At 59.1% G+C, this 16,136-nt stretch carries 15 protein-coding genes; 13 read left to right on the top strand and 2 right to left on the bottom strand.

Going from position 1 to position 16,136, the window contains the following annotated elements; all coding sequences use genetic code 11:
• The first annotated feature begins 36 nt into the window (after positions 1-36).
• The 10 genes from ACEN2R_RS02220 to ACEN2R_RS02175 all read left to right on the top strand — a co-directional run bounded on the left by ACEN2R_RS02220 (position 37) and on the right by ACEN2R_RS02175 (position 9,070).
• Complete coding sequence (locus ACEN2R_RS02220) at positions 37-2,160, top strand: RelA/SpoT family protein (RefSeq protein WP_442038765.1); 2,124 nt, start codon at positions 37-39, stop codon at positions 2,158-2,160.
• Between the two features lie 25 nt (positions 2,161-2,185).
• Positions 2,186-2,836 carry a DUF2062 domain-containing protein gene (locus tag ACEN2R_RS02215; protein ID WP_442038763.1) on the top strand — a complete coding sequence of 217 codons (651 nt, stop codon included), beginning with the start codon at positions 2,186-2,188 and terminating at the stop codon, positions 2,834-2,836.
• A gap of 32 nt (positions 2,837-2,868) precedes the next feature.
• Positions 2,869-3,618, top strand: a complete 750-nt coding sequence (locus ACEN2R_RS02210; protein WP_442038761.1) for a pyridoxine 5'-phosphate synthase — start codon at positions 2,869-2,871, stop codon at positions 3,616-3,618.
• 1 nt (position 3,619) lies between these two features.
• Entirely contained in the window at positions 3,620-4,024 is a 405-nt protein-coding gene (gene acpS / locus ACEN2R_RS02205; RefSeq protein WP_442038759.1) for a holo-ACP synthase, read from the top strand.
• A 92-nt stretch (positions 4,025-4,116) separates the two neighbouring features.
• Complete coding sequence (gene lepB, locus ACEN2R_RS02200) at positions 4,117-4,902, top strand: signal peptidase I (RefSeq protein ID WP_442038757.1); 786 nt, start codon at positions 4,117-4,119, stop codon at positions 4,900-4,902.
• On the top strand, positions 4,899-5,588 hold the full coding sequence (rnc, locus tag ACEN2R_RS02195) for a ribonuclease III (RefSeq protein ID WP_442038755.1): 690 nt from the start codon (positions 4,899-4,901) through the stop codon (positions 5,586-5,588). Before lepB ends, rnc begins: the two co-directional genes overlap by 4 nt.
• Positions 5,581-6,507: a GTPase Era gene (gene era, locus ACEN2R_RS02190; protein ID WP_442038753.1), complete on the top strand. Its 927-nt coding sequence runs from the start codon at positions 5,581-5,583 to the stop codon at positions 6,505-6,507. The genes rnc and era overlap by 8 nt, the downstream gene beginning before the upstream one ends.
• Positions 6,504-6,836, top strand: a complete 333-nt coding sequence (locus tag ACEN2R_RS02185) for a DUF1491 family protein (protein WP_442038751.1) — start codon at positions 6,504-6,506, stop codon at positions 6,834-6,836. The genes era and ACEN2R_RS02185 overlap by 4 nt, the downstream gene beginning before the upstream one ends.
• 159 nt (positions 6,837-6,995) lie before the next feature.
• Positions 6,996-7,721 (top strand): DNA repair protein RecO, encoded by a 726-nt coding sequence (gene recO, locus ACEN2R_RS02180; RefSeq protein WP_442038749.1) that lies wholly within the window; start codon positions 6,996-6,998, stop codon positions 7,719-7,721.
• Between the two features lie 110 nt (positions 7,722-7,831).
• Positions 7,832-9,070 carry an MFS transporter gene (locus tag ACEN2R_RS02175; protein ID WP_442038747.1) on the top strand — a complete coding sequence of 413 codons (1,239 nt, stop codon included), beginning with the start codon at positions 7,832-7,834 and terminating at the stop codon, positions 9,068-9,070.
• A 3-nt stretch (positions 9,071-9,073) separates the two neighbouring features.
• Here ACEN2R_RS02175 and ACEN2R_RS02170 read toward each other — a convergent pair whose 3' ends face one another.
• Complete coding sequence (locus tag ACEN2R_RS02170) at positions 9,074-10,753, bottom strand: acyl-CoA dehydrogenase family protein (protein WP_442038745.1); 1,680 nt, start codon at positions 10,751-10,753, stop codon at positions 9,074-9,076.
• Between the two features lie 169 nt (positions 10,754-10,922).
• Here ACEN2R_RS02170 and ACEN2R_RS02165 point away from each other — a divergent pair, with 169 nt between their 5' ends.
• Positions 10,923-11,693: a sulfite exporter TauE/SafE family protein gene (locus ACEN2R_RS02165; RefSeq protein ID WP_442038743.1), complete on the top strand. Its 771-nt coding sequence runs from the start codon at positions 10,923-10,925 to the stop codon at positions 11,691-11,693.
• Between the two features lie 61 nt (positions 11,694-11,754).
• Here ACEN2R_RS02165 and ACEN2R_RS02160 read toward each other — a convergent pair whose 3' ends face one another.
• Positions 11,755-13,353: a phosphoenolpyruvate carboxykinase gene (locus ACEN2R_RS02160; protein WP_442038741.1), complete on the bottom strand. Its 1,599-nt coding sequence runs from the start codon at positions 13,351-13,353 to the stop codon at positions 11,755-11,757.
• A gap of 333 nt (positions 13,354-13,686) precedes the next feature.
• On the opposite strand from ACEN2R_RS02160, the gene ACEN2R_RS02155 reads away from it, so the two are divergent.
• Positions 13,687-14,388, top strand: coding sequence for a response regulator transcription factor (locus tag ACEN2R_RS02155; protein WP_442038739.1), 702 nt, complete (start codon positions 13,687-13,689; stop codon positions 14,386-14,388).
• Positions 14,388-16,115 carry a sensor N-terminal transmembrane domain-containing protein gene (locus tag ACEN2R_RS02150; RefSeq protein ID WP_442038737.1) on the top strand — a complete coding sequence of 576 codons (1,728 nt, stop codon included), beginning with the start codon at positions 14,388-14,390 and terminating at the stop codon, positions 16,113-16,115. The genes ACEN2R_RS02155 and ACEN2R_RS02150 overlap by 1 nt, the downstream gene beginning before the upstream one ends.
• The last annotated feature ends 21 nt before the right edge of the window (positions 16,116-16,136 follow it).

The following is a 16,136-nucleotide window of genomic DNA, read 5'->3' as shown; positions in this document are numbered from 1 at the left end:
CACGGTCAGCAATGACCCGAGCGGGACAAGGGCCGAATGATCGACGTCGAAGACCTGATCGAGCTGGTCCATACGTATAATCCGCGCAGCAATGCAGACCTGATCCGGACGGCCTTTGAATATGGCCGCCGGATGCATGTCGGGCAATTCCGGCATTCGGGCGAAGAGTATTTCACCCACCCCGTGGCGGTTGCCGCAATCCTGACCGAACAGCATCTGGACGACGCCACGATCATTACGGCGTTGCTGCATGACACCATCGAGGACACGAAATCGACCTATACCGAGGTCGAGCGCCTGTTCGGCACCGAGATCGCAGAGCTGGTCGATGGCGTGACCAAGCTGACCAATCTTCAGCTGTCGTCGTCCGAGACAAAGCAGGCCGAAAATTTCCGCAAGCTGTTCATGGCGATGTCCAAGGACATGCGGGTTATTCTGGTGAAGCTGGCAGACCGATTGCACAACATGCGCACGATCAAGTCGATGCGGCATGAAAAACAGGTGCAGAAGGCGCGCGAGACGATGGATATCTTTGCCCCCCTCGCGGGTCGCATGGGTATGCAGTGGATGCGCGAAGAACTAGAGGACCTTTCCTTTCGCGTGCTGAATTCCGAGGCGCGCGGGTCGATCATCCGCCGGTTCATTACGTTGCAGCGGGAAACCGGCGACGTGATCAACAAGATCACCAACGACGTGCGCACCGAACTGGACAAGCAAGGGATCGAGGCCGAGGTGTTTGGCCGCGCGAAGAAACCCTATTCGATCTGGCGCAAGATGGAGGAAAAGCAGATGGGCTTTTCCCGTCTGTCAGACATCTATGGTTTCAGGATCGTGTGCGAGTCGGAGCAGGATTGCTACCGCATACTTGGGGCGATCCATCAGCGGTGGCGCGCGGTTCCGGGGCGGTTCAAGGACTATATCAGCCAGCCCAAATCCAACGGCTATCGGTCTATCCATACCACGGTTTCGGGCCGCGACGGCAAGCGCGTCGAGGTGCAGATCCGCACCCGCCAAATGCACGAAGTGGCAGAGGCGGGCGTTGCCGCGCATTGGTCCTACCGCGATGGCGTCCGGGTCCAGAACCCCTTTGCCGTCGACCCTGCAAAATGGATCGCGGGCCTGACAGAGCGGTTCGAGCAGTCCGAAGACCATGACGAGTTCATGGAAGCGGTCAAGCTGGAGATGTATTCGGATCAGGTGTTCTGCTTTACCCCCAAGGGCGAAGTGGTCGCATTGCCCCGGGGGGCCACGCCGCTGGACTTTGCCTATGCAATTCACACACGGATTGGCGACAGTTGCGTCGGCGCCAAGGTGGACGGGATGCGCGTGCCTTTGTGGACGCGGGTGAAGAATGGCCAGTCAGTTGAGATCATGACGGCAGAGGGCCAGCGCCCGCAAGCGACCTGGATCGATATTGCGGTGACGGGCAAAGCAAAGTCGGCGATTCGAAAATCGCTGCGCGAAGAGGACCGCGAGCGGTTTATCAAGCTGGGTCGCGAATTGGCCCGTGTGGCCTTCGAACACATCAGCAAGAAGGCGACGGACAAGGCGCTGTCGACGGCTGCGACGCGTTTGGGGTTGGGTGGGGCCGGTGACCTTTTGGCGCGGCTTGGTAGTGCCGAACTGACGGCGCGCGAGGTTGTGAAGGTGCTTTACCCCGAGTTGACCATGTCCACGGGCGACGAGATTGACGCAAACCGCGCGGTTGTCGGCCTGTCGCCGGACCAGACGCCGCAGCGGGCGTCCTGCTGCCAACCCGTTCCGGGCGAACGTATCGTTGGGATCACCTATCGCGGGAAGGGCGTTGTCATCCATGCGATCGACTGCCCCGCCCTTGAGGAATTCGAGGAACAGACCGGACGCTGGGTTGATCTGCATTGGCATAGCGGTCGCCATCTGGCCGTTCACAGCGTCACGCTGGAACTGACGATCCGGAATGACGCGGGCGTGTTGGGGCGTATTTGCACATTGATAGGCGAGCAAAAGGCCAATATCTCGGACCTGACGTTCAGGGACAGGAAACCGGATTTTTACCGTCTGCTGGTTGAAGTTGACCTGCGTGATGTTGAACATTTGCATATGGTGATGACCGCGCTGGAGGCGGATAGTGATGTCGCCGCGATTGCGCGGCATCGGGATCTGACGCGCAGGCCCAGTTAGGGGCAGAAGGGAAAACGGCGGGCGGGTGTTCAAGAGGCGTACAAAAAGATCTTTGCTTGGCAGCCTGTCGGATGCGCTTTATCCGCGGGGGGGGTGGAAGCGTGCATTCAGTTATGTGATGCACCGTATCCGCCGTTTGCCCGATACCCCGGAAACCATAGCCCGCGGAATATTTGCCGGTGTTTTTACCACCTTCACACCGTTCTACGGGCTGCATTTCTTTATTGCCATTTTTTTGGCGAAGGTCATGCGCGGCAATATTCTGGCCGCACTTCTGGCGACGTTTTTTGGCAACCCGCTGACCTATGTTCCGATCGGTATCGTGTCGCTGAAGGTCGGGCATTTTCTGCTGGGCAGCACATTCGACGAGGGGTCTCATAGGTCGCTTGGTGGCAAGTTTCTGGACGCTGGCGAAGACCTGAAAAACAACTTTCTGGCGATTTTCACCGATCGTGTCGCTGATTGGGAAAACCTTTCGCGGTTCTATCACGAGGTATTTCTGCCCTATCTGGTCGGCGGGGTCATACCGGGAATAATCACGGCGCTTATTGCCTATTACCTGAGCGTGCCTATCATTCGGGTCTATCAGAAGCGGCGCAAGGGGCGCATCAAGGCCAAGCTGGCCGAGTTGCGCAAAAAGGCGAGTAAAAAAGCGGATAGCGCGGGCGACGCATAGCGCCTGTGCCGGAATATTTCAGGAGCGACGGAATGACGCCATCGGGCAAACTGCGTTTGGGAGTGAACATCGACCATGTGGCGACGGTGCGCAATGCGCGCGGCGGTGCATATCCTGATCCGCTGCGTGCCGCAAAGCTGGCAGAAAGCGCTGGCGCCGATGGCATTACCGCCCATCTGCGCGAAGACCGGCGCCATATCAGCGATGCCGATATCGACGGGCTGATGGACGTGCTGACCGTTCCACTGAACTTCGAGATGGCCGCGACCGCAGAGATGCAGAAGATCGCGCTGCGTCACAAACCGCATGCCGTGTGCCTTGTTCCCGAAAAGCGCGAAGAGCGCACAACAGAGGGTGGTCTGGAGGTCGCCCGCGAGGAAAACCGGCTTGCCGGGTTTATCGCGCCCTTGCGCGAGGCGGGATGCCGCGTGTCGATCTTTATTGCCGCCGACCCGCGCCAGATCGAGGCGGCGCACCGGATCGGTGCCGAAGTGATCGAATTGCACACCGGCGCCTATTGCGATGCCCATGCAGAGGGGCATTTCGACGCCCGCGACGCGGAACTCGCGCGCCTGCGCGAGATGTCGGCGTTTGCGCAGTCGCTTGGCCTCGAAGTGCATGCGGGCCACGGGCTGACCTATGACACAGTGGCGCCCATCGCCGCCCTTCCAGAGGTGATGGAGCTGAATATCGGGCATTTCCTGATCGGCGAGGCGATTTTTCGCGGGCTACAGCCAGCGATAGCCGAGATGCGCCGGCTGATGGACGAGGCGCGGGCCTGAGATGATCCTTGGCATCGGCACAGACCTTGCCAACATCGAGCGGATCGCCGCGACCCTTGAGCGGTTCGGGGACCGGTTTCGCAACCGCGTCTTTACCGACACCGAGCAACGAAAAGCCGCCAGCCGCAAGGACGTTGCGGGCACCTACGCCAAGCGGTGGGCGGCGAAAGAGGCATGCTCTAAGGCGCTTGGCACCGGGTTGCGAATGGGTATTTCGTGGAAGGATATGGCGGTCGGCAATTTGACGACGGGCCAGCCAACGATGAAGGTGACGGGCTGGGCCGCCGAGAGGTTGGCGCAGATGACCCCGGACGGGCACGAGGCAATCATCCACGTCACCCTGACGGACGATCACCCCTGGGCGCAGGCATTCGTGGTGATCGAGGCGCGCCCCACTCCGAAGTGATCGGCACAGGATCGCAGTTGAGTGCGACCTAAACTTGACTCCCCCGCCGCACCCGCCCATGTAGCGCATGACATATTTCAAGGACAATGCGCATGGCCAGCAAAGCCGAAAACCAAGACGGTATCATGGAAACCATCAAAACGGTGGTTTACGCCCTGTTGATTGCAGGTGTGTTCCGCACATTGTTCTTTCAGCCGTTCTGGATTCCATCGGGGTCGATGAAGGACACCTTGCTGATCGGTGACTTCCTGTTTGTGAACAAGATGGCTTACGGCTATTCACGGTATTCCTGTCCGTTCTCGATCTGTCCGTTTTCGGGCCGGATTTTGGGAAGCGAGCCGGAGCGCGGCGATGTTGTGGTGTTCCGCCATCCGGTGAACGGCTCTGACTTCATCAAGCGTCTGATCGGCCTTCCGGGTGACAAGGTGCAGGTGATCGACGGCGTGCTTCAGATCAACGGTCAGGCCGTCAAGGTAGAGCCCGCCGGGACATTCGACGAGGTGTTCGGCAAGCAAGGCCCCGAAGGCAGCACGCCGCAGTGCGAAAACGGCAGCGTCGGCCTTGGCGGCATCTGCACCAAGTCGCGCTATACCGAAACTTTGCCAAACGGAACCAGCCATAATATCCTGAATATCCGCACCCAGGGCAGTGATAACACGCAGGTCTATACCGTGCCTGCCGGACATTATTTCTTTATGGGCGACAACCGCGACAACTCGACCGACAGCCGCTATCCACAAACCGCAAGCGGCGTGGGTATGGTGCCGTTCGAGAACCTTGTCGGTCGCGCGGACCGTATCATGTTTTCCTCTGCCGGCACGTCGATGTTGTTCTTCTGGACCTGGCGGTCCGATCGTTTTTTCAAGGCGGTCGAGTGAAGCTGTCTGCGGATCTGAAGGCGTTCGAGCGCCGCATTGGTCACGGGTTCAAGGACCCGGAGCTGCTGTTGTGCGCGGTGACGCATGCCTCTATCTCGTCGGCCACGCGGCCTGACAATCAGCGGCTGGAATTTCTGGGCGACCGTGTTTTGGGTCTGGTGATGTCCGAGGCCCTGCTGGAGGCGGATAAAAACGCCCCCGAGGGGCTGCTTGCGCCACGGTTCAACGCCCTGGTCCGAAAGGAGGCCTGCGCCGATGTTGCCCGCGAAATAGAGCTGGGAACGGTGCTGAAGCTGGGCCGGTCCGAGATGATGTCGGGGGGGCGCCGGAAAGAGGCCCTGCTTGCGGATGCGATGGAAGCGGTGATTGCGGCGGTCTATCTTGATGGCGGGTTTTCCGTCGCGCGGGCCGTTGTGCGACGTCTTTGGGGTACGCGGATTTCCGAGGTGGAAACTGACGCCCGTGATGCGAAAACCGCGCTTCAGGAATGGGCGCAGGGACGCGGGCAGACAACGCCTGTCTATAAAGAACTGAAACGCACCGGCCCGGATCATGCGCCGGTGTTCACAATCGAAGTACAGCTTGTGGACGGATCATCCGAGCAAGCCGTAGCCGCGTCCAAACGGCAGGCCGAACAGGCCGCCGCAAAGGCGCTGCTGACCCGACTGGAGGGGCAGAATGACTGACACAAAAACGGGCACACGCGCGGGCTTTGTTGCCCTGATCGGCGAGCCGAATGCAGGGAAATCGACTTTGTTGAACCGCATGGTCGGCGCAAAAGTGTCGATCGTCACGCATAAGGTGCAAACCACGCGCGCCCGCATTCGTGGCGTCGCAATGGAGGACCGGGCGCAGATCGTGTTCGTCGACACGCCGGGCATCTTTCGTCCGCGCCGCCGGTTGGACCGCTCGATGGTGGCCGCCGCATGGGGTGGCGCTGCGGATGCCGATATTGTTGTTCTGATGGTCGAGGCGCATCGCGGTGTGACCGAAGGGGTCGAGAAGATTCTGGAGGGCATGAAAGAGCGTGTGAATGGCGGGCAAACCGTGGCGCTGGCGATCAACAAGATCGATCGCGTGAAGGCAGAGCATCTGTTGGCCCTGACGCAAAAGCTGAACGAGGCCTATGATTTCGAAGATACCTTCCTGATCTCGGCAGAGCGCGGCCACGGCGTGGATACCCTGAAGAAATGGCTGGCGGCGCGGATGCCAGAGGGTCCGTATCTTTACCCCGAGGACGAGATTTCCGATCTGCCGATGCGGATGATCGCCGCAGAAATGACCCGTGAAAAGCTGACCCTGCGCCTGCATCAGGAACTGCCCTACGAGTTGACGGTGGAAACCGAAAACTGGGAGAACAAGGAAGACGGGTCCGCGCGCATCGATCAGGTGATCTATGTGATGCGCGACGGTCACAAGGGTATCGTTCTGGGCAACAAGGGCGAGACCATCAAGGCGATCAGCACCGCCGCCCGGATGGAACTGGAAGAGTTCACCGGCCACCGGGTTCATTTGTTCCTTCAGGTCAAGGTGCGTCCGAACTGGCTGGAAGAATCCGAGCGGTATACAGAGATCGGGCTGAACTTCAAAGACGGGAACATATGACGCGGCTGACCGCCGATTTCTGGGTTCACGCCTATCTGACCCGCCTGCGACAGCTGGATATTCCGGCATTTGTGGTGGCAAAGGGCGACGCCACGGCCGGTGCTGTCCTGGTAAAGCTGAACACGCTGGACGGGCGGGCAAAGGCCTATCAACGGTCCTTTGATCTTATGACAGGCGCGCGCCAGTGGGTCGTACTGACTGAAGGACCCGAGGCGGATGTCGATGCCTCGCTTTTACGTCAGCGCGGGTTCGATCCAGATCTCTGGATCATCGAGGTCGAAGACCGGATGGGGCGCCACCTGCTTGGCGAAGGTGGTCTTTCTGACTGATCTGGGTTCTTGGTTCTCTAAATATCCTCGCCGAAGGCCAAAATCTTTACCCAAAGATTTTATCAACCCATGCCGGAATACTCCTGCGGAAAAGATAGCAGGCCCCGCCCCGATGCTTTGACCTTGCGCCCGTTTTGGAAAGCGTTTTAGGCTTTATTCATGGAATGGCGCGATCAGGGTGCATTGTTGGCCGTTCGACGGCATGGCGAGACTTCGGCGATCATCGAAGTCTTTACCGAGTGCCATGGGCGGCATGCGGGCATCGTGCGGGGTGGCACCAGCCGCAAGCTTGCGCCTGTCCTTCAGCCGGGTGCGCAGTTGGATTTGACCTGGCGCGCACGTCTGGATGACCACATCGGCACCTTCACCGTTGAACCGCTTCGTAGCCGTGCGGCCTATGTCATGCAGGACAGGCTGACCCTTTCGGGTCTGAACGCGATCTGCGCGTTATTGGCCTTTGTGCTGCCAGAGCGCGAGGCACACCCGGCGCTTTATCTCAGGTCCATGGCCTTGCTGGATATGTTGGGCCACACCGAAGACTGGCCCCTGGCCTATTTGCGGTGGGAACTGGCATTGCTCGAAGATATGGGATTCGGCCTTGATCTGACGCGCTGTGCGGTGACCGGGTCGCGTGACGATCTGGCCTATGTTTCGCCGAAATCGGGGCGCGCGGTCAGTGCCGGGGCTGCGGGTGACTGGGCTGCAAAGCTGCTGCCGTTGCCCTTGTGCCTATTGGGGCAGGGCCCTGCTGCGGCGTCTGAAGTTCGCGAGGGATTGAGGACAACTGGGTTTTTCATGGAGCGCTGGTTGGCGGCGGAACTGGGGAACAAACCTTTGCCTGCCGCCCGTCAGCGGTTGATTGAGGCGCTGTCGCGCCCGTTCTGAACCGGCCCCAAGACCATATCCGCATCCGCGACGCTATTTTGTCGCCTTTGATTTAGACCCGGCCAGAACACCGGGCCGATACATGAGGCACCCAAGGAAAGCGTTCCGACATGGCAACCCGTTACACCCCGATCCATCTACAGCACGCGCCCGTTCCGCGGGTGTCGTCCTTTGCCTTGTTGGCGGGGCTGGAGGCGGGTGTGCGCGGCATCATGATTTCGGTCATGCCGCTGACCGTTTACCGCGCGTTCGACGATGCGGCGGCGGTCTCTTTGATCTATTTTGCCGTCGGTATCGTCTCGTTGATTTGCGGCCTGATGGTGCCGCCGCTGACCCGGTTTATTCCGCGTCGCTGGATGTATACGGTGGGCACGGGGATGTATCTTCTGGGATTGTCCATTGCCATCTTCGGCCCGGCCAAGATGATTGCCTTCGCGTTGATGTTCAACGCGCTCGGGACCGTGACGATTTTTATCTGCCTGAATGCGTATGTGCTTGATTATATCAGTCGCGCGGATCTGGGGCGCTGTCAGAGCATGACAATGGTTTACAGCGCCACATCGTGGGCGCTTGGGCCAGTGTGCGGCGTTTGGCTGATGAACTGGTGGGCACCAGCGCCGTTCATTGTCGCGGCTTGCTTTGCTGCGATGCTGTTGCTGACGTTCTGGATCTTGCGGCTGGGGAATGGCAAACAGATCAGCCGCGCCAGCGGGCAGACGACGCGCCCGCTGGCCTACCTCGGGCGGTTTTTTCGGCAACCGCGGCTGATTGTCGGATGGGTGTTCGCGGTGGTGCGGTCCTGTGGCTGGTGGGTCTATGTTGTGTATCTGCCGATCTTTTGCATCGAGTCCGGTCTGGGCGACAAGGTGGCCGGTGTTGCCCTGTCTTGCTCTAACGCGCTGCTGTATCTGTCGCCCGTCATGTTGCGTTATGTACAGCGCTCGTCGTTGCGGGTGGCGGTGCGGGGCGCCTTTGTTCTGTGCAGCGGATGTTTCATCGCGGCATCCGTGGCCGCCCCTTTGCCGTGGCTGACGGTGGCGTTGATGATGTCCGGGTCGGTGTTTCTGGTCTTGCTGGATGTCTGTGGCGGCTTGCCGTTTTTGATGGCGGTCAAACCGTCGGAACGGACAGAGATGTCGGCGGTCTATTCCAGTTTTCGCGACGTATCGGGGATTTTGACGCCCGGCGTGGCGTGGCTGGTGCTGCTTGTGGTGCCGGTTGCGGGAGTGTTTGCGGCCTGCGGCGTCGGCCTGTTTGCGGCTTGGGCGATTGCCGGGCGATTGCATCCGCGGCTGGGTGTCTCGCGCCCGTCGCACGGGCGCGAGTTTTCAAATGTTCCGGCGGAATAACCGTCAGTCGAGCAGACGCCTTGCGATGACCTGAGCCTGAATTTCTGCGGCCCCTTCGAATATGTTCAGGATGCGCGCGTCGCACAAAATGCGGCTGATCGTGTATTCGAGCGCAAAACCGTTGCCACCATGAATTTGCAACCCGTTGTCCGCCGCAGCCCAGGCCACGCGCGCGCCCAACAGTTTGGCCATTCCGGCCTCCAGGTCGCAGCGGCGGTCATTGTCCTTTTCCGCCGCCGAGAAATAGGTCAACTGACGTGCGATCATGATTTCCACCGCCATCATCGCCAGCTTTCCCGAGACGCGGGGGAAGTTGATCAGGGATTTGCCGAACTGCTTGCGGTCGATGGCGTATTTCATCGACACATCCAGCGCCGATTGCGCCACACCGATTGCGCGGGCTGCGGTCTGGATGCGCGCGGATTCGAAGGTTTGCATCAGCTGTTTAAAGCCCTGCCCCTCGACCCCGCCCAGCAGGTTCTCTGCCTTGACCTTGAAGCCATCAAAGGCAAGTTCGTATTCCTTCATGCCGCGATAACCCAGCACTTCGATCTCTCCGCCGGTCATGCCTTCGGTCGGAAACGGGGCCTCGTCTGTGCCGGGGGTCTTTTCGGCCAGGAACATCGACAGACCTTTGTAGTCTGTGGTGTTCGGGTCGGTGCGGGCCATCAATGTCATGACATGGGTGCGGGCCGCGTGGGTGATCCAGGTTTTGTTGCCGGTGACGGTGTAGGTTTCGCCATCCTTGACGGCGCGGGTGCGCAGGGCGCCAAGGTCGGACCCGGTGTTGGGTTCGGTGAACACAGCCGTCGGCAGGATTTCTGCACTGGCAAGTTTGGGCAGCCAGTGCTGCTTTTGCGCTTCGGTGCCGCCGCACAGGATCAACTCGGCGGCGATTTCGCTGCGCGTGCCCAGTGATCCGACGCCGATATAGCCGCGCGACAGTTCCTCTGACACCACGACCATCGTCGCCTTGGACATGCCAAGACCGCCGTATTCCTCTGGGATGGTCAGGCCGAAGACGCCCATTTCCGCAAGTTCGTCGATAATGTCCATCGGGATCAGCTCGTCGCGCAGATGCCAGCCGTGGGCGTCTGGCAGCACGCGTTCAGTGGCATAGCGGCGGAACTGGTCGCGGATCATTTCCAGTTCGTCCTCTAGACCCGTCGCGCCAAAAGTCGCATTGGCGGTGCCGTCCTGCATCAGTTCAACAAGGCGGGTGCGAACCGGGGGCGTGTTGCCGCGGGCAATCAGCAGGGCGGTTTCCGCGTTCAGGGTGGGGGCGGTCAGGCCAAGATCGGTCAGGCGGGCAACCTCGCCCTGCGACATTGGAATGCCGCCATGGATCTGGGCCAGATACTCGCCAAACGCGATTTGCAGGATCAGGTGCTCCATCTCGCCGAATTTGCCATCCGCAGACAGACGCTCTGCCCAAAGCTGCATCTGACGCAGGGATTCCGTGTAGGTGGCCAACCAGGACAATGCATGTGCAGCAAACTGGTGTTGTTCCAGCAGCGCCCCCGAGATGCGGCCGTCCTCGGTGACCATGTCGCGCAATGCCTCTCGCCCTTGCTCGAACAGGGTTTCGGCAGGGAAAACTGCCGCTTTTGTCAGGAAAAGAAGGTTGGGCAGAACCGAGGGGTTGCTGTCAGTCAACGGCATATCCTGTCCATCATGGGGCATCGGGCGACTCCTTTTTGCAGTTGCAGCGACAAATAAGACCTTCGCAGTTGCAGCGCAATTAAAATACGTAAAAAGAGCAAATTTTGAACAAAAAGAACTCGTGCGATTGAGCCTGCACCTTTCCGATCGTTACAGTATAGCTAGGGCCGGATCGCCAAGGAGGCAAGTTTTGCAGGCTCTATTCGACATTGTTTCACCGGACGCGCTGGTTCTGGCTATTTTTGTGACCGTTCTTGCCGGGTTTGTGAAAGGCGCAGTTGGTTTTGCGATGCCGATGATCATGATTTCGGGGCTCAGTTCCTTCTTGCCGACAGAGACCGCGCTTGCGGCGCTGATCATCCCGACGGTGCTGGCAAATGTCTGGCAGGCCCTGCGCGACGGGGCGCGGGCCGCTGTTTTGTCGACGCTGAAGTACTGGCGTTATACAGGCATCGTCCTGATCTTTATCATGATGAGCGCGCAGCTTGTGTCCTCGCTTCCGCAGTGGTCGCTTTATTTGATTCTGGGCGGGCCGGTGACGCTGTTTGCGGTGCTGCAACTGGCGGGGTGGCAGCTTCACTTCAGGTCGGAACATAAGGTGCGGGCAGAGACGTTGATCGCGGCGTTTGCCGGATTTATTGGCGGTATGTCAGGGGTTTGGGGGCCGCCAACCGTGGCTTATCTGACGGCATTGAACACGCCAAAACAGGAACAGATGCGTGTGCAGGGCGTCATCTATGGCGCGGGTGCCGTGGTGCTGTTGTTGGCGCATCTTCAGTCGGGCGTTCTGAATGCGCAAAGCACCCCGCTGAGCCTTGCCATGGTGGTGCCATCGCTGATTGGCGTCGCGATCGGGTTTCGGGTGCAGGGACAGTTGGATCAGGTGAAATTCCGCAAGGCGACGCTGGCTGTGCTGGTTGTGGCGGGGCTGAACCTGATGCGCAAAGGGCTGATGGGGTAATGGCCGAAAAAAGCGCCCCTTTTGACGGGGGCGCTTTGTATTTGGTCCTTTGCCGCCGGACTTAGCCGATCGCGGCTGCTTTTACGTCGTCATCGATGAAGGGAACATATTGCGCGAAGTTTGTCGCAAACATGTTCACCAGTTTCTTTGCCTGCGAATCATAGGCCGTGGCGTCGGCCCAGGTGCGGCGAGGGTCAAGCAGGACATCGGCAACGCCCTCGACCGCGATAGGCACGTCAAAGCCGAAGTTCGGATCTTTGCGGAATTCGACATCCCCAAGCGACCCGTCAAGGGCCGCGCTGAGCAAGGCGCGGGTTGCACGGATCGGCATCCGGCTGCCCGTGCCATAGGCACCACCGGTCCAGCCGGTGTTCACCAGCCAGCAGGTCGCGCCATGCTTTGCGATCTTCTCGCGCAGCAGGTTGCCATAGACCTCGGGGCGACGGGGCATGAAGGGGGCGCCGAAGCAGGTCGAGAAGGTCGGCTCTGGCTCTGTCACGCCGCGCTCTGTTCCGGCAACCTTGGAAGTGAAGCCGGACAGGAAGTGATACATCGCTTGCGCTGGCGACAGGCGGCTGATCGGAGGCAGCACGCCGAACGCATCACAGGTAAGCATGACGATGTTTTTCGGGTGGCCGCCCAATGCGGTCTCGGACGCGTTCGAGATATACTCGAGTGGATAGGCGCAGCGCATATTCGCGGTCAGGCTGTCATCGTCGAAATCCAGATCGAAGGTCTCGGGGTCGAAAACCATATTTTCGATCACGGTGCCGAATTTGGATGTCGTGGCGTAGATTTCGGGCTCTGCTTCTGCCGAAAGATTGATCGTCTTGGCGTAGCAGCCTCCCTCGAAGTTGAAGGTGCCGCGGTCGGACCAGCCGTGTTCGTCATCGCCGATCAGCGTGCGCGATGGATCTGCGGACAGCGTTGTTTTCCCGGTTCCCGACAGGCCAAAGAACACTGCGGTGTCGACGGGGTTGCCGGTGGCGTGGTTGGCAGAGCAGTGCATCGGCATCACGCCCTTTTCGGGCAGCAGGTAGTTGAGCAAGGTGAAGATGCACTTCTTGTTCTCGCCTGCGTATTCGGTGCCGCCGATCAGGATAAGTTTCTTGTCGAAGTTCATGGCGATGACGGTTTCGGACCGGCAGTTGTGTTTGGCTGGATCGGCCTTGAACGTCGGGCAATTGATGACGGTAAAATCAGGCATGAACCGGTCAAGCGCCTCGCGCGACGGACGCCGCAGCATGTGGCGAATGAACAGGCCGTGCCAGGCCAGCTCGGTCACCATGCGAACGTCGATCGCAAGGGCGGGATCGGCGCCGCCGATCAGATCCTGCACAAAATAATCGCGCCCCTTCATGTGCTCCAGCATGTCGGCATAAAGCGCGTCGAACCCTTCTGGAGACATGGCGGCATTGTTTTCCCACCAGATGCTGTCTTCGACCGAAGGGGTCTTCACAACGTGTTTGTCTTTGGGAGAGCGTCCGGTGAACTTTCCTGTTGTCACCAAAAGAGCGCCGCCTTTGCCAAGGGTGCCTTCGCCGCGCACCAGGGCCTCTCGTATAAGGGCGGGTTCGATCAGGTTGTAATAGACGCTGCCAAGCCCCGTAATTCCCTGATTTTCAAGTCGGTTTTCTGGGTTTACGCGTCCGATAGTCATTGCTTGGCTCCTGGCGCTGCATTTGCAGCTGATTGATCGTTTAATCGCCGGAACGCAGAATTGCCCGCGCCGGATCGGTCCAGGGCGGGCCGATAGGTTTCCCTACCATGAGCAATTATAAAAATCATAGGACGGTTTGGCACAGTTAGCGCAATCAAATGCACGTTAGCGCAACCAAAACGCGCAAGTGAGGCAAATTAGCCATTAGTTACCTTTTTTAGGCGCAGATATCGAGCGTGAGCATGGCGATTCGCACTTAGGTATTGATTCCATGGTTGGGAAACAGGAATATGAGAAAAAAATAGAAAACAGAGCAGTTTGAGGATTATATCCATGTCTAGGATCGCACTCGTGGACGATGACAGGAACATCCTGACATCGGTTGCTATGACGCTCGAGGCCGAAGGTTTCGAGGTGGAGACATTCAATGACGGACAGTCGGCGCTGGACGCTTTCAATAAGCGCCTGCCGGATATGGCCGTGCTTGACATAAAGATGCCGCGTATGGACGGCATGGACCTGTTGCAGCGGTTGCGCCAGAAAACCAGCATGCCGATTATTTTCCTGACATCGAAAGATGATGAGATCGACGAGGTTCTGGGCCTGCGAATGGGGGCCGACGACTATGTGAAAAAGCCGTTTTCCCAACGTCTTCTGGTTGAGCGTATTCGTGCGCTGCTACGTCGTCAGGAAGTGATTGCCGCCGATGATGCGGGCGATGTCGAAGACAGCAAGGTCATGGTCCGTGGCGAGCTGAGCATGGACCCGCTGCGCCACGCCGTTGTGTGGAAAGGTCGCGATGTATCGTTGACCGTCACAGAGTTCCTGTTGCTTCAGGCATTGGCCACGCGCCCCGGTTTCGTCAAAAGCCGCGATCAGTTGATGGATGTGGCCTATGACGATCAGGTTTACGTCGATGACCGCACGATCGACAGCCACATCAAGCGACTTCGCAAAAAGATGCGGTCGGTCGATGACGAGTTCTCGGCGATCGAAACCCTGTATGGCATCGGTTACAGGTATAACGAAGAATAATGTCTCTGGCCTCGAACATAGGGGGGCGGAATGTCCGGTCCGGCAGGAATGCAAACGTCGTTCTGGGCGAGGACTGGGTTGCGCCCTCTATTGAGGGGGGGACCGAAATGCGCGCGCGCCGCCAGCGGCGTGGGTTTATCTCGTTGAACCGGTCGCCCCTTGCCCGCAAGATCATCACGTTCAATCTGCTGGCCCTGATCGTTCTTGTGGCGGGGGTTCTGTATATGAACCCTTTTCGTGACAGCCTTGTCGTCCAGCGCGAGAGAGCACTTGTGGCCGAGGCAGAGCTTATCGCAAACGTGTTCGAGGCGCAGTTGCCATCCGGCGCACCGGTCAATCTGGCAACATCTGACGGTCTGGATGTCGCGGTTGCCTTGTCCGGGTTGCGTTTGCCCCAGGGCGTCGAGGTGTTGGTTTTTGACCCGTCACAGGCGTTGATTGGCACGACAATCGGGGCGCCCCGTGCCGCGCACAGTCAGACCGGACTAGAGGGTGACGCGCGCAGCACTGTTATTACAGACTTTCTGAACGCGGTCTGGGAAGGCATTTCCAGCATCATGGCCAAGAAAGAGCCTTCAACGCCGAACGTGATCGCCGAGGATCAGGCGCGCGGGCTGGTGCCGGGCGCACTGGGTGGGGAAACGCAGATTCGGACGGTCAAGGATTCCGCAGGGAATACGAGTTTCTGGGTCGCCACTCCGATCCTGCAGAACGCGACGCCTGTCGGCATTCTTGCAGTAACGACCGCCGCTGGCGAAATCGACGATCTGGTGCGCAGCGAGCGGGAACAGGTTTTGCAGATGTTCGTAATCGCGATTTTGGTGTCGATCGGCCTAAGCCTTGTTCTGGCCAGCACAATAGCGAATCCTCTATCGGATCTGGCGGCGGCAGCAGAGCTTGGCCGTGACAAGAATGCCCGCAAGATGAGCCCGGCGCGGATCCGCATTCCCGACCTGACGGCGCGCCCTGACGAGATCGGCCGCCTGTCTGGCGCCCTGCGTGGAATGGTCACAGCGCTATACGAGCGCATAGATTCCAACGAACAGTTTGCCGCCGATGTCGCGCATGAAATCAAGAACCCGCTGGCGTCGCTTCGGTCTGCGGTCGGAACATTGCGGATTGCCAAAAAAGACGAGCAGCGGATGAAGTTGCTGGAAGTGATCGATCACGACGTTCGCAGGCTGGACCGGCTTGTGTCTGACATTTCCAACGCATCCCGGCTGGATAGCGAATTGGTTAAAGAGGATGAGGAAAGCTTCAACCTGTTGAAAATGCTGTCCAACCTCAACCAGTATCTGACCGAGGAAGCGGCGCGAAAGGGCGTGGATTTCATATCCGACCTGCCGACAGAACCGATTGTCATTCAGGGCCTTGAGGCGCGTTTGGCGCAGGTTTTCGTAAACCTGATCACAAATGCGATTTCATTTTGCGAAGATGGTGACGCGATACGGGTATGGGCCCGCAAGCGTGAAAACCGGGTGCTGGTGGTGGTCGAGGACACTGGGCCGGGGATTCCCGATCAGGCGTTGAACAAGATTTTCAACCGGTTCTATTCCGAGCGGCCAGCAGGGCAATTCGGCAACAACTCCGGTCTTGGGCTTGCAATTTCCAAGCAGATCGTCGAGGCGCATGGCGGTGTGATCTGGGCCGAAAATATTCGCCCGACCGACGCCGACATTTCGTCGGAACCGCTGGGCGCGCGGTTTGTCGTCGGCTTGCCCGTGTGACGACTTTGTGCTGCGGGCCGG

Source organism: Pseudogemmobacter sp. W21_MBD1_M6, assembly GCF_052119585.1.
GTDB lineage: Bacteria > Pseudomonadota > Alphaproteobacteria > Rhodobacterales > Rhodobacteraceae > JBGQOJ01.
This window is presented reverse-complemented; position numbering and strand designations above follow the sequence as displayed.